A 14783-nucleotide genomic window follows, 5' to 3' on the forward strand; every position below is an offset into this window, starting at 1 on the left:
AGCCTAGATAGGTATTGAACTGACCCCATTACGACTAATATTTAGGGGCTAGATTCAATAGATGAAGGGGAGCTTTTTACGGCCATCGAATTCGGCTGAACGGATCGAGGAGCTACTAGCTCATTTGGGGACAGAACCTTGTTCGAGTTGCGACTCCAACAAGGTTGATTTACATTAGGAAAAGTATCTTGAAAACTTAAACTTTTGTTCAATCCTTTATATGCTTAGCCAGCGTTCTAGTCCTTCGACAACTCCATATATACTGTGTTGAGCAAACGAAAATAAACAAAGGTGTCAACGAATTTAATCAATATTACTGAGGCGGCAGTAATATCAGCTTCCCTACGAATTTTTTAGCCATAAAATCCTGTTGTGCGCTTTTAATTTCTTTCAATGAATATTGTTTAGCGACTAAGGGGTGAAGCTCACTACGTTCAATATATCGGATCAGGTTCTCGAACACTGATCTAGGTTGGTAAGTACAGCCAAAAAAACTCAAATCCTTTAGATATAATGTTCTGACATCCAGTTCCACTATTGGCCCCGCAATTGCTCCTGCAACAGTATAGCGGCCTCCTTTTCGTAGTAGGTCGGGGAGTTCTGGCCATTGCTTCCCTGCAACGAGATCAATTACAACATCCACTGAGTCTTGTCTCAAGAAATCAAGCAGGTTTCGTCCACGTTGAATCACTTTATCTGCCCCGAGCGCAATAAGTTGCTCCATTTTATTTTCGCTACAGATAGCAATGACCTTAGCATGACGTCGTTTGACCAATTGTACCGCAGCTGACCCAACACCACCGGATGCACCTGTAATGAGAACTGTATCATTGGGTTTAACGTTGGCCCGATCGATCATATTTTCAGCCGTTGAGTACGCGCATGGAAACGAAGCTAATTCAGCATCGTTCAACGAGCTTCGAATCGGAAACGCTTCCGTTGCCAGTACCTTGGTATACTGGGCAAAGCCACCATCACACTCAGAGCCATAAGTAATACAACTGTACTCAGCCTCTGTCATTCCCGATTGTTGCAAAGTTCGCACCAGCACCCGTTCTCCAATTAGATCAGAGCTGACTTGTTCTCCGACTGCTACTATTTCACCGCAACAATCAGCACCTTGTATCCGGGGAAACTTAACTGGAATACCAGACCAACTGGCATCATTGTCATTAATAGTCTGAAAGCCATCGAAAGCACCAGCATTGGTTTGTTCTATTACGCATTTTGAATACCACCCGATACGGGTATTAATATCGGTATTGTTCACCGCACTAGCTCCAACCTTGATAAGTACCTCACCTTTTTCTGGAGTTGGTACTGGCAAGTCAGTGCGATACTCCAGTTTTTCTAAACCTCCGTGACCAGTCAATAGAACGCCAGACATTTTCTTAGGTAGCTTGTTCATTGTGATATCACTCTCCTCGATCTCATTGAACGACAACAACTTGTTTACATTATTGCTATTCCAACTCCAACTCTTTCTTCACGTATCAGCGCTTGAAAGCCGGAACAGCTCAACTACCTATAACTATAAAAAAAACGTATACTTCAACCAAACGAATAATAGTTAACCTTCGATTCAGAATTTATGAACTGAATCGTAAGTATCTAATTTATAAAGCATAAGAGATGGCTGAGATGGATAAAAGATTGAAAATGGATCTATTGCTCGATCTTGAGTTATTGCGTACCTTTGTCATGGTCGCTAAGACCGGAGAATTAAAGAAAGCAGCTGAAGCCATTTTCCGCTCTCAAGCAGCCGTTAGTATGCAGATGAAGAGACTAGAGGAATTAGTTGGCTGCACGCTGATGGAACGTAGCAACCGGGGGATACAATTAACCGATGCTGGAGAAACCTTACTCGGCTACAGCGAACAGTTTCTGAAACTCAATAACGCAACCTTTTCGGCATTAAATGAGCGAGACCTGTCCGGTCAGTTCAATTTTGGCGTTCCGACGGACTATGCCCAAGATTTTTTAAATTACTTTATGCCAGTATTGACCCGTGAGATTCCAAACCTTGAAGCGAGAATAGTCTGTGACCGTAGTCGAAACTTACGAGAGAAGCTGGAAGCTGGCGAATTGGATATTGCTATTGTTGCAGGGGAAGCAGACTACACAGATGATCTATTGCTCTGGAGTGAGCGATTGATATGGTCAGCCTCTACCCATATCAATTTGAAAGAACTGAAAGAAGTACCTGTCGCCATTTATGATGATAACTGCATCGTTAGCGATTTATGTATCAGTGGATTGAAAAAAGCCAATATCTCATATCGGCAGGTATTTAGCAGTTCAATACTCGAAAATGTCGCCACCGCCGTTCATTCCGGTTTCGCCATATCGCTGTTACCAGAATCAATGTTTGATGCTTGCAAAATCCAAGAGGTATCTTCAAGTATTTTAAAAAGTAATTTAGTGCTCAATATGAATATGATTAATTCACCAATGATAGACGAACCAATACTAACTAAAATAGCAGAATGCTTGCGGCTAGCCAGCACCAGCCAACGGTTAGGAAAGACATCTGTTTAGGGAAGTTTCGAGCAAAATTCTCTCGCCCGCTTTTTCTGAAAGCGGACAAAAAAAAACACTAGGCACCTGAACCGAAGAGTTTTGCGCAACGCTCACAAATGGGAGTTATGAGCGATGTTGACTCTCAGGAACACCACCCATCACCACATTACTTCAGAGGCTCTCCTTCGCTTACATGAGCTTGACAGCGAAAAAAAATAACTTTTCTCAGGGACAGAGAGCTGCATTATCTTTAATTTGAAGTATTAGGCATCTCTAATCCCCCCCTCGATCTTCATCTCAACATTCCTATGGATACATGCCAGCTTCGATAGAGGCACTGGTTAAGCCGCAAGTAGCGTAATTATAAATGCCTTCCTCATGGATCTCTAAGCATGGAAGAAAGTGACGCAGGCTGAGCATCTTCGAAGCGTATGCAAGCTGGCACCAAGTATCCAATCGATAGGTCACTTGGCAGTAGGTCTTGCATTTCCAAAGACTTTTCAGTTATCCCCTTAACACTTTGTTACAAACTCCACAAAATTACGATTTTTTTTCGAAAGAGCTTGAGAATTTTACTGATATGACTAACCTACGCACAATGTTTTGGTTTAAACCAGTTGAGGATTTCGGTGAAAGAGACTAATTATGTGGATGCTACTCGTGAGCGTTTTGAAGCTTGGTTATTGAAGGCCAACTTACCAACTGGGGCAAAATTACCTTCTGAAAGGGAATTATGCGAACTATTAGATACTAAGCGAATGACATTACGACAAGTACTAATAGAGCTGGAGGTGGAATCACGGATTTTCAGAAAGAATAGAAGTGGTTGGTTTATTACGCCTAGTAGGTTTGTGTATAACCCAAAATCACTCTCCAGTTTAAATGCAGAAGCCATAAGACAAGGACGACAAGCTTTTTGGGAATACTTAGAGCAAGGTTTAGCTCAATCGTTACCATCAGAAGTAGAAAAAGTGTTTTCTCTAGAGGAAAACACATACAAAGTGACGGGGTGGTGTGGTCTTGATAAACACAAAGTTTTTTACCATGAGTCTTATATTGATGCTGATTTTGCACCGGATTTTATCAATAAATTGAAAAACAAGTCATTTGCTAAGGTATGGGAAGAAGAGTATGGACAAGCTCTAACAATAAAAAAACTGTCATTCAAACCTGTGAATATGCCTGAATTTGCCTGTAAGGAATTGGGGGTCGCTCCAAACTCATTTGGGATATTAATCGAAAAACATCGCGCAACAAGCGATAAAAAAGTGGTTCAAATCGACTTAGAATATTGGCGGTTCGAATCAGTTGAATTAGTTATTGATGATTTATAAGGAAATTCATGAAAAACATTGACCGTTCTTTACTTGCAGAGCGAGCTCGCAATATACCATTGTATTTACACGCTTATGCTTTCCACCTAAATATGCGGTATGAACGTTTAATACCTAGTGACTTACTCGATATTGCCCATCAGCAGGATTTAAGAGGAGTGAAAATCCATGTCGAAGATGGTGAATCGCAGTCTCTTCAACAACTTAGTTTAGAAGAATTAACTAAGTTTAAATCAAAAGCTCAAGAATATGGTTTGGATATCCATATTGAAACTAGTGCTTCTGATAAAGAGACATTGGATGAGGCGATTCGTATTGCAAGGGCTACAGGAGCGAGCTCGGTACGTTTTTATCCTCGTTATGAGGGTTATCTATATGATGTCCTTGCTAAAATCTCAGTCGATCTAGAGTATTTACAACAGTATGACAACTGTGGCTTGAGCTTTACCATAGAACAACATGAAGATCTTAAAAGTCACGAGTTGGTCACGCTGGTTAAGAATAGCGGAATGAAAAATCTATCAATACTCTTTGATTTTGCAAATATGATAAATGCAAATGAATTACCATTACCTGCACTTGATGCTATGGCTCCTTATATCACTCAGGTTCATGTGAAAGATGCCCGAATTATCAGAGACAGTTCAGGTTGGGCTCATGAAGCCTGCCACACAGGAAAAGGTGATTTACCGATCAAGGAGTTGCTCATAAAATTACTTATGCTGGGTGAAGAACGACAACAAATTACAGCTTTTGGTCTGGAAGAAGAAGTTGATTATTACGCACCCGCATTTCGCTTTGATGATGAAGGAGGGAACCCATGGATTCCTTGGCGTGATGCTAGTTCTACCCCGCTGCCTGATGCGGAATATATTGAAGAGCGGCTAGAGTTAGAAAAAATGCACGCATTGGACCAAATTACTTATATTCGCAACTTGTGTAATGAATTAGCCAAAACAATAAATTAAAGTTCACACTCAAATTATATTCATTCCATTAATAAAAATGGAATGAGTGTTTCTTAAAGTATTAGCTATTTAGCAATAGGATTTTATTAAATTAACATCCTAGGCACCGCTATATATAAAGATAATTTTTTAACAAAGAAAAAGTTTTTAAAAACTGAAGTGGAATAATTATGATAATAGAAACAAATAATGCCCCAAAAGCTATTGGTCCATATTCTCAAGCTGTATTGGCTGGAGATTATGTCTATGTGTCAGGCTGCTGCCCGTTCAGCACTGAAGACGGTTCTGTCGTAGGCACAACCATTGAAGAGCAAGCCATACAGGTGATGGAAAACCTAAAAGCAATTGTTGCTGCCGCTGATCTCACTATGCCTGACGTGGTAAAGACAACTTGCTTTATCAGCGATCTGGAAAACTTTGCCACGTTCAACGCAATCTATGCTGACTACTTTTCTGGTGGCACTTTCCCGGCCCGCTCTTGCGTCGAAGTCGCTCGCCTGCCTAAAGACGTACTGATTGAAGTAGAAGCCGTTATATATAATAAATAAGGATATATTTTTATGTTGATGAATAAATGGATACGCCTGTGCTTCCTTATTTTAGGCGGAGGTACCATCTTTAAACTGTCCAGTATGAAAGATGTGTTCTACGTTCCTATGCAGGAAGATTGGGGCCTGACAAATACTCAAATTGGTCTGAGTTTTACTGTTTATACCATTGTCCAGACCACGGGTCTTTTCCTGTCGCTATATATCGCTGACCGTATTTCTAAAAAAATTCTTTTACCCGTTGGCTTGATCGGGGTTGGTTTATGTGGTCTTTATCTGTCTACTCTGCCTCCGTTCACCGGGTACTTAATTTGCTTTGCAGCAATGGCTTTCTTCGCTGACGTTCTTTACTGGCCTGTATTACTCAAAGCCGTTCGACTGCTTGGCACCAAAGAAGAACAAGGGCGTATGTTCGGTTTCCTTGAGGCTGGACGTGGCGTCGTTGATGTCATCGTCGCTTTTGGCGCACTGTTCGTATTTGTTCAATTTGGTGAAGGTAAAGCAGGCATGCAGGCTGGCCTGATTTACTATACGCTGATTACTCTCGCTGTCGGTATAGTTACCTACTTTATCGTTGATGACGATGACAAGGTTGAAAGCAAGGATAATGTAAATGCAAATTTCGAAGTCTTTAAAGGCATTAAGCACGTACTTACTTGCCCTAATGTATGGCTGGCTTCATTCGGTATTTTCTTTGTCTATGCTGCTTATTGTGGTCTGACCTACTTTATCCCGTTCCTGAAGGATATTTACGCCCTTCCTGTCGCTCTTGTTGGTGCCTACGGCATCATCAACCAGTACGCATTAAAAATGGTCGGTGGTCCGATTGGCGGCTTCCTGGCAGATAAGGTTGTTAAATCTCCGACAGTTTATTTGAAATGGACTTTCCTGATTTCGGCTATTGCTATCTTCCTTTTCATGCAGTTACCACATGAGACTATGAATGTTTACTTAGGTATGGCCGCAACGTTAGGCTTTGGTGCGATCATCTTCTCTCAACGTGCAATTTTCTTTGCACCAATGGATGAAATCGGAACACCGCGTAAGTACGCCGGATCTGCCATGGCCTTTGGTTGTATTATCGGGTACATGCCGGCCATGTTCGCTTATACGCTTTACGGGTGGATGCTGGATACTTTCGAAGGAATGACCGGGTATAACTATGTATTCAGCACCATGATGGCATTCAGCCTGCTAGGCTTTGCCTGCTCTGCAACACTTGCCAGAAGAATTAAAAAGCAAAAACAGCTTGCTACAGCTTCTGTAACAGCTTAACGAACGGGAAAAAAGCGGCTTCTTAGCCACTTTGGACTGATGACAAAGCCCTGCCCATTTGGACAGGGCTTTACTCGAATAGAAGGCGTCCAACAAGCAATTGCTTATCCCCTCCAACCCACAACGGCTTTGTTAAAGCGCTCAAATAATGCTCACTTTTATATTCGAATTGAGTTCAGTTATCATAGCCAACCTTTCATTGAATATTTTTCAAAATGATGAACTTAATCGGTAAGACCAACCGACTGAAAACCTGCCCAAAGTGTGATGCTTTAAAAAGCTGTTAACACGATAAGGACAGTAGGTGCGCAATCATCATAGGCTAGAGATTAGCTATCTCAAGAGAAGCCCTATATACGCACGCATCTTAACTGACTGAATGATTCACTTTGTAAATACACACTTTGGGGCAGAAATCACTTAGACTTTCTTCTCTAAATCATTGAGGGACATAAGTAAGTTAGAGTCAGTTACCTAATTGTCACCTTTGTCATAAGAAAAGTATCTCAAAGTTAGCTGTGTTGCCCACAACCTTAGGGTTGCGAGAGCTGACAACTTACTGGCTTTGGAATAAAGATCGGACATCAGTCTAGCCGTCAGGGTTGGGAAGTCCTGCGGCCCTAAGCGGAAGTTGAGCCGGCTCCTTGTATTGCCCGACAAAGCAGACGTTCACACACAATTTTGCACCCCAACGGCAGCATCGGATCTCCCATTGCCGTTTACTTGATATTTGTGAGAAAAACACTAGTCTCACACTTTAAGGCAGGAGTAATTGAAGGAGTTGTGCAATGCATTACGACGTCTACGGCTCAGGCAGTCCGATTGTCTTTATCCACGGCTCTTTTGCCAGCACCTCCACGTGGAAAAAGATGATCGCCACACTATCCAGAGAACACCTGTGCATTGCTATCAAGTTACCCGGACACTGTGGCACTCCCGACCCAGATGATTTCGCCGCCCCCTCCATGGAACCTGAGTTTTCTGTTATCGAAGACGCTATCGGCCAACTGACTAACGAACCGGTGCACCTGGTCGGCCATTCCTTTGGCGGTGTAGTGGCGCTGGCACTGACGATGAAAGGCTCGGTAACGCTACGACATTTAACCCTGTTTGAACCCGTTGCCGTGGCCGTGCTGGCTGAATCCGGGGAAGAGAAGGCGCATTTGGCACTTAACCAATTCGTCAGCGACTATCGCGATGCCGTTACCAATAACAAACCCTATGCCTGCGGCAAAGTGATTGACTTCTGGGGCGGAGCAGGGTCGTTCGACAGCATGCCAGAAGCCTTACGCGATGGCATGGTACCCTTTACCGCCAACAATATCCGCCACTGGGATCTATGCCAGTCCTGTGTCAGACCTATGTCCGATTATCAATCTCTGGCAACACCGACTACAGTGGTCTGCGGCGGCAACTCCAACCCGATTGCCCAGACCATCGCTAAACAACTGCACGCCCATATTCCCAATAGCACATTGACATTTATTGAGGGGGCTAGCCACTTTATGGTGACCACCCATGCCAAGGCGTGTTTGGCGGCCATGCAATGTCGTTAATTCCAGAGTCTTTGTAAAGGGCCCGCTAATGCGCCTCCGCAATTGAGCTGAGCGTTACGACCAGTCTGCTTTCACCTTGAATCCCAAGTTCTGATTGTCGGCTTTTGGGCGTGTCCTGCCGCAAGCGGCCCCTCAGAACGGTAGCCGCAATGTCCACTTTCATATCTGGGTAACGATGAGCGCAAGCCAGAATATGCGATTCCTAAGTGACAGCAATTGGCCGAAAGCGTCCCTTGGTGAAGTATTTCTATCTTGTTGCTTTTAAATTGGAAGTTTCATCACCAATAAACCCACCCGTTTGATGCGCCCATAATTGAGCATAAATACCTTTTTGAGCAATCAATTCCTGATGTGTTCCTTGCTCTGCAATTTCACCTTTATCGAGCACTATAAGACGGTCCATTGCGGCAATGGTTGATAAACGGTGGGCAATGGCAATCACGGTTTTACCTTGCATCAGTTCATACAGACTTTCTTGAATGGCTGCTTCGACTTCTGAATCTAATGCTGAAGTTGCTTCATCTAGCAGTAGGATAGGGGCATTTTTCAGTAGTACTCGAGAGATCGCAATACGTTGGCGTTGACCACCTGAAAGCTTCACACCACGTTCACCTACTTGAGCATCATACCCAGTATTACCGTATGGGTCTGATAGCGAGCCAATAAACTCATGTGCATGGGCTTGTTTAGTCGCCGCGAGTAACTGTTCTTCCGTTGCATCAGGGTTACCATACATAATGTTTTCACGAATAGAGCGGTGCAACAATGATGTATCTTGCGTGACCATACCAATTTGTGCGCGGAGTGAATCTTGCGTCACGTGTGCAATGTTTTGACCATCAATACTGATAGAGCCAGATTCGACATCGTGAAAGCGCATTAACAGGTTAACCATAGTGGATTTACCTGCGCCAGAGCGCCCGACTAACCCTACTTTTTCGCCCGGTTTAATATTGAGGTTCAGTTTTTCAATCACCCCTGATTTTTCACCGTAATGGAAATTAACATCGTCAAAGTGAATAGCCCCATTGTTAACAGCAAGTGTTGGTGCGTCTTTCTTATCTGTAATATCAACAGGTTTAGATAGCGTACGCATACCGTCAATGACGGTGCCGATATTTTCAAACAGACCACCAATCTCCCACATAATCCATTTAGACATGCCATTGATACGTAATGCTAAGCTTACTGCGACAGCGATAGCCCCGATAGTGACGGCAGAGATTGTCCATAGCCAAATAGCAAGACCAGCAATAGAGAACACAAGCAGGTAATTGATGATCTCTACATTAATATTTAACCCTGTAACGAGGCGCATTTGGCGATGTACAGTGTCAAGAAAGCCTTTCATACCTTGTTCTGCGTATTCGGTTTCACGATCAGTATGGGAAAATAACTTAACGGTTTGAATATTGGTATAGCTGTCGACAATGCGTCCTGTCATGGTAGAACGTGCATCAGCTTGTTCGGTTGACACTGTTTTTAGCTTGGGAACAAAATACAGTTGAATACCGACATAAGCCGCAAGCCATAACAGCATTGGTATCATTAAACGATAATCTGACTGGGCAATCAGCACCACCATCGCGGTGAAATACACCGTAATATAGACCAATACATCCAGTAACTTCATTACCGTTTCTCGTACCGATAATGAAGTTTGCATGACTTTAGTGGCAATTCGACCGGCAAAATCATTTTGATAAAATGACACGCTTTGTTTTAACAGGTAACGGTGTGCTAGCCAACGAATAGCCATTGGGTAGTTACCCAATAATGTTTGATGCAGTAACAATGAATGTAGAAAAACCAGTGAAGGCACAACAACCAGCACAATCAGACTCATTACAATGAGCTTTCCGCCTTCTTCGGCAATAAAAGTGTCGGGATTATGCTGCGTTAGCCAATCGACCAGTTGTCCCATAAAACCAAATAGAGACACTTCTACCACTGCGATAACAGCACTGAGTAATGACATCGCAATGAGTGGAAGTTCAAACCCTTTGGTGTAGTGGCGGCAAAAAGCAAACAAACTTGCTGGTGGCTGATCAGGATCCTGTTTAGGAAAAGCAGAGGTCAGTTTTTCAAAGCGTTTGTACATAAAATGGAGTGTCCAATAAAAGCGTATGATTGTTAGGTAGCAGAATGTAATGCGCGCTTATAGCGTGTATTTGAACGTGTAAAAGCGCCAAGTTGATTATCTAATGTACGACCTTGAAGGTAAAGTGTTGTGTCGTATCAACCTAAACAAGTGTCTGACCATTTACTTAGCCTTAGTGACGGCTACTGGTCTTTTCCCATCACATGCGCCTTTCTCTAGCTGGTGAATAGGGCTGCTGCCTTGTAATGCCCATCGGTGATCGTCACGACTCAGTTTTCTATACTGCGTGGGCGTTATACCTAGATAGCTTTGGAATGTTTGATAAAAGCGGCTGCTAGAGTTAAACCCAACCGTCAACGAAATATCAAGAATGGTGCGTTCTGTATCGCTTAGCAAGGCGCGCGCATGGTTCATTCGCATGGCTGTTATGTACTGTTTGATAGTGAGTTGCATCATGCGCTGAAAAATCCCCATCGCATAATTGGCATGCAGCCCGACGTGATCCGCAATCTGTTTTACCGTCAGTGGTGTGTCGTGGTGGGTGGCAATGTATTCCAGCATTTGGCTAACATAAAACTGTGAATGTTTAGAAAGCCCATTCTGGATTGTTTTATCTGTGCGGCTGGTTAGCATTTGAGACCAACCATCGAGACAAACTCGTTTCAGCATCAGACCTATTTCATCGGAAGCCAGTTGTTGGCGGCTTTCTGCAACGTGTGTCAATTCCGCTTCCCAGCGAGCAATTTCAAATTCACACACCAAAGATGGCGCTGTCGATTGTAATACTGCCCCGTGGGTGATCTGATTAACCAGCTCTCTGTTTAATGGCCATGATAAAAAATGATGGATAGGGATATTGATAATACCCATATTGTGGCTATCACCAGGATGTGTGAGTCGGTGCGGAACAGAAGCCCAAAATAGCCCAATGTGACCATCTTTTAATACAACCGGGCTGCCATTAATGATGTATTCCACATCACCACCAAACGGGATATTGACTTCAACCTGCCCGTGCCAGTGGTAGCCAGGCATATTGTGGGGTGGTCTTAATTCGACATCAATTTTTTCGTGTGAAGAATAGAGCGACAAAGGGCTGACAGACACACTTTCTTGTGAATAGTTTTCTTGGGGGGTCACCAACAGCGCATCTTTGTCATGTTGTTTCATGTCAGCTCCTTAGGAAATAACACCATTGTCCCAAAACCTTCGAAATGAAACCCAGATCCTTGTCAAACCTCAGTTATTACTCATTGATAAATAACTAAATACGGAACAGAGGTTACAAAATGAAAGGATTATGCTGGCGAAGTATTTAAGAATCTCACTTAATTACCTATTTTTGTCCTGTTTTCTCATATTATGCCAATACGGAGTGAAAATATTAGGAAACAGAACACTGATAGCACTTACCGAGACGATTAAGGTGATAGAAGGCGTGTAATGTTTCACCATCACATTACGTTAGTTTTATTGAGATTAAGGATATAAATCGCATGAAGACTCCACAAATCACCTTCATCGGTGCGGGTTCGACTATTTTCGTTAAGAACATTCTTGGCGACGTTTTTCATAAACCAGCACTGAAGCATGCTCATATCGCATTGATGGATATCGACCAAACTCGTTTAGAAGAATCTCAGATTGTCGTTAGAAAGCTCATGGAATCTGCTGGTGCGACAGGCAACATAACCTGTCACCTGAATCAAAAAGATGCTCTGCAAAACGCTGACTTTGTTGTTGTCGCGTTTCAGATTGGCGGTTACGAGCCATGTACTGTTACTGATTTTGAGGTCTGTAAGCGTCACGGTCTAGAGCAAACCATTGCTGATACTTTAGGTCCTGGTGGCATTATGCGTTCATTACGTACTATTCCTCACTTGTGGCAGATCTGTGAAGACATGACCGAGGTTTGCCCAGATGCAACCATGCTTAATTATGTGAACCCGATGGCGATGAATACTTGGGCGATGTATGCAAAATACCCAAATATTAAACAGGTTGGTCTTTGCCATTCTGTGCAAGGTACCGCTGAAGAATTGGCGCGTGACTTAGAGTTGGATTATAACGATTTACGTTATACCTGTGCTGGTATTAACCACATGGCTTATTACCTCACATTAGAGAAGAAAAACGCGCAAGGTGAGTATGTCGATATTTACCCAGACTTACTGGCAGCCTTTGAAAATGGTCAAGCCCCTAAACCTGGCCAACATCATAACGGTCGTTGCGTAAACCTCATTCGTTATGAAATGTTCAAAAAGCTGGGCTACTTTGTGACTGAATCGTCAGAACATTTTGCCGAATACACACCGTACTTCATTAAACCAAATCGCCCTGATTTGATTGAACGTTATAAAGTGCCACTAGATGAATATCCGAAACGTTGCGTTGAGCAAATCGCTGATTGGAAAAAAGATCTGGAAGCGTTTAAAAACGCAGATAGTATCGATGTGAAAGAATCGCATGAGTACGCAAGTACGATCATGAATGCAATCTGGACGGGTACGCCGAGCGTGATTTACGGCAACGTAAAAAATGACGGTCTTATTGAAAACCTGCCACAGGAATGCTGTGTGGAAGTTGCCTGTCTGGTTGATGCTAACGGTATTCAACCGACGAAAGTAGGTCGCTTACCAAGCCATTTGGCGGCATTAATGCAAACCAATATTAATGTTCAAACTCTACTGACAGAAGCAATTTTAACTGAAAATCGAGATCGCATCTATCACGCTGCCATGCTGGATCCGCATACTGCGGCAGTATTAGGGCTAGAAGAGATTTATGCACTCGTTGATGACCTCATTGAGGCACATGAAGGTTGGTTGCCTGCATGGGTTAATAAGCATTAATAGCGATAGCAGAAATAAAGAATAATAAATATAACTAACCAATAACGTGAAACTAAATGGAATGATGCCCTCTCAAAAGAGGGGGCTAAAGGAGCCACAATGAGTGTTTCAATGAACACCAAGCTGAGTTATGGATTTGGCGCGTTTGGTAAAGATTTTGCGATTACCATCGTTTATATGTACCTAATGTTTTACTACACCGATGTTGTCGGTATTTCTGCTGGCGTTGTCGGAACGCTTTTCTTAGTGGCTCGAATCTGGGATGCCGTTAACGATCCGATTATGGGGTGGTTGGTTAACAACACCCGTACTCGCTGGGGAAAATTTAAACCTTGGATTCTTATCGGTACCATCACTAACTCTGTCGTGTTGTTTATGTTGTTTAGTGCTCACTACATTGAAGGTCCGTGGCTTATTGCTTATGTCGCAGTAACCTACATTTTATGGGGCATGACTTACACCTTAATGGATATTCCTTTTTGGTCACTGGTTCCTACTTTGACGTTAGATAAGCGCGAACGTGAAGAATTAGTGCCTTACCCGCGTTTCTTTGCCAGCCTTGCGTGGATTGTGACAGCCGCGATTGCGATGCCATTTATCAACTACGTGGGTGGCGATGACAAAGGCTTCGGCTTTCAAGTCTTTACTTTATTGTTGATTGTTTGTTTTGCGGTATCGACGTTCATAACCCTTCGCAATGTAAAAGAACGCTACTCGACCGATCAACTAGACAGCACAGCAGTCGAAGAGAAAGTATCGCTGAAGAAAATGCTCTCGCTTATTTACAAAAATAGCCAGCTTACAAGTTTGTTGTGTATGGCGTTATCGTACAACCTCGCAACCAATATTATTATGGCGTTCGCGGTGTACTATTTCACTTACGTGGTTGGTAATGAAGATCTGTTCCCGTACTACATGGCCTATGCGGGTATTGCGAACCTTATTACTCTCGTGCTGTTCCCTAAACTGGCGAAGCTTTTTTCTCGCCGTGTGCTGTGGGCGTGCGCTTCAAGTTTTCCGATTCTTGGTAGTATCGTACTGATTTACATCGGTATGTACGATCAGCAAAGCATATTGTTAATCTCTACTGCGGGTGTGCTACTTCAAATTGGTACGGCGTTATTCTGGGTACTGAACGTGATCATGGTGGCTGACACCGTTGACTACGGTGAATATAAGCTTGGGATCCGTTGCGAAAGTATTGCTTACTCTGTTCAGACGCTAGTGGTAAAAGCAGGCTCTGCGTTTGCGGCATTCTTTATCGGTATTGCCCTTACTGTCGTAGATTATGTGCCAAATGTTGAGCAAAGTGCCGATACCATCTTTGGTATGCAATGCGTCATGATCGGGCTACCAAGCTTCTTCTTCGCTATTGCACTATTTATCTATTTCCGCTTCTACAAACTGAATGGTGCATACCATCAGAAGATTCAAAATCATCTAACAGAAAAGTACGATCACATCAGTACTGGGTCAGATGACGACGGTAAGCAAGCTGAGGCAGGAAAGCCCATTCAAGCTGTTTAATTACACTCAAGGCCATTAATCAATGGCCTACTTTAAAAATAATAATAGCCACTATAAAACAGCTTTCTTAATTATAAATTTATCTAATAACGACATATTTAA

Annotated in this window: 12 protein-coding genes; 8 read left to right on the top strand and 4 right to left on the bottom strand. The window is 43.0% G+C overall.

The genetic code is table 11. The features are described 5' to 3' along the window. Positions 1-313: 313 nt before the first annotated feature. Positions 314-1408, bottom strand: a complete 1095-nt coding sequence (locus tag C9J12_RS04150; RefSeq protein WP_107241553.1) for an alcohol dehydrogenase family protein — start codon at positions 1406-1408, stop codon at positions 314-316. 224 nt (positions 1409-1632) lie between these two features. On the opposite strand from C9J12_RS04150, the gene C9J12_RS04155 reads away from it, so the two are divergent. After that, positions 1633-2538 (top strand): LysR family transcriptional regulator, encoded by a 906-nt coding sequence (locus C9J12_RS04155; protein WP_107241554.1) that lies wholly within the window; start codon positions 1633-1635, stop codon positions 2536-2538. Between the two features lie 288 nt (positions 2539-2826). On the opposite strand, the gene C9J12_RS31585 is transcribed toward C9J12_RS04155, so the two are convergent. Next, positions 2827-3024, bottom strand: coding sequence for a transposase (locus C9J12_RS31585; RefSeq protein ID WP_107241555.1), 198 nt, complete (start codon positions 3022-3024; stop codon positions 2827-2829). Positions 3025-3149: 125 nt separating this feature from the next. Here C9J12_RS31585 and C9J12_RS04165 point away from each other — a divergent pair, with 125 nt between their 5' ends. The 5 genes from C9J12_RS04165 (at position 3150) to C9J12_RS04185 (ending at position 8201) form a co-directional block, all read left to right on the top strand. After that, complete coding sequence (locus C9J12_RS04165) at positions 3150-3854, top strand: UTRA domain-containing protein (protein WP_107241556.1); 705 nt, start codon at positions 3150-3152, stop codon at positions 3852-3854. A gap of 8 nt (positions 3855-3862) precedes the next feature. Beyond that, a complete protein-coding gene (locus C9J12_RS04170) occupies positions 3863-4822 on the top strand; it encodes a sugar phosphate isomerase/epimerase family protein (RefSeq protein ID WP_107241557.1) in 960 nt (319 codons plus the stop codon). A 164-nt stretch (positions 4823-4986) separates the two neighbouring features. Next, positions 4987-5370, top strand: a complete 384-nt coding sequence (locus C9J12_RS04175; RefSeq protein WP_227876277.1) for a RidA family protein — start codon at positions 4987-4989, stop codon at positions 5368-5370. 12 nt (positions 5371-5382) lie between these two features. Further along, a complete protein-coding gene (locus C9J12_RS04180; protein ID WP_107241559.1) occupies positions 5383-6645 on the top strand; it encodes an MFS transporter in 1263 nt (420 codons plus the stop codon). A gap of 788 nt (positions 6646-7433) precedes the next feature. Beyond that, a complete protein-coding gene (locus tag C9J12_RS04185) occupies positions 7434-8201 on the top strand; it encodes an alpha/beta fold hydrolase (RefSeq protein WP_107241560.1) in 768 nt (255 codons plus the stop codon). A 247-nt stretch (positions 8202-8448) separates the two neighbouring features. Here the strand turns inward: C9J12_RS04185 and C9J12_RS04190 are convergent, their stop codons facing one another. Both C9J12_RS04190 and melR read right to left on the bottom strand, forming a co-directional pair. Continuing rightward, positions 8449-10302: an ABC transporter ATP-binding protein gene (locus tag C9J12_RS04190; RefSeq protein ID WP_107241561.1), complete on the bottom strand. Its 1854-nt coding sequence runs from the start codon at positions 10300-10302 to the stop codon at positions 8449-8451. A gap of 162 nt (positions 10303-10464) precedes the next feature. Beyond that, positions 10465-11472 carry a transcriptional regulator MelR gene (gene melR / locus C9J12_RS04195; protein WP_107241562.1) on the bottom strand — a complete coding sequence of 336 codons (1008 nt, stop codon included), beginning with the start codon at positions 11470-11472 and terminating at the stop codon, positions 10465-10467. Positions 11473-11798: 326 nt separating this feature from the next. Here melR and melA point away from each other — a divergent pair, with 326 nt between their 5' ends. Then, complete coding sequence (gene melA, locus C9J12_RS04200; RefSeq protein ID WP_107241563.1) at positions 11799-13154, top strand: alpha-glucosidase/alpha-galactosidase; 1356 nt, start codon at positions 11799-11801, stop codon at positions 13152-13154. 99 nt (positions 13155-13253) lie between these two features. After that, positions 13254-14681, top strand: a complete 1428-nt coding sequence (gene melB, locus C9J12_RS04205; RefSeq protein WP_107241564.1) for a melibiose:sodium transporter MelB — start codon at positions 13254-13256, stop codon at positions 14679-14681. Positions 14682-14783: the final 102 nt, after the last annotated feature.

This window comes from Photobacterium frigidiphilum, assembly GCF_003025615.1.
In the GTDB taxonomy this organism is placed as follows: domain Bacteria; phylum Pseudomonadota; class Gammaproteobacteria; order Enterobacterales; family Vibrionaceae; genus Photobacterium; species Photobacterium frigidiphilum.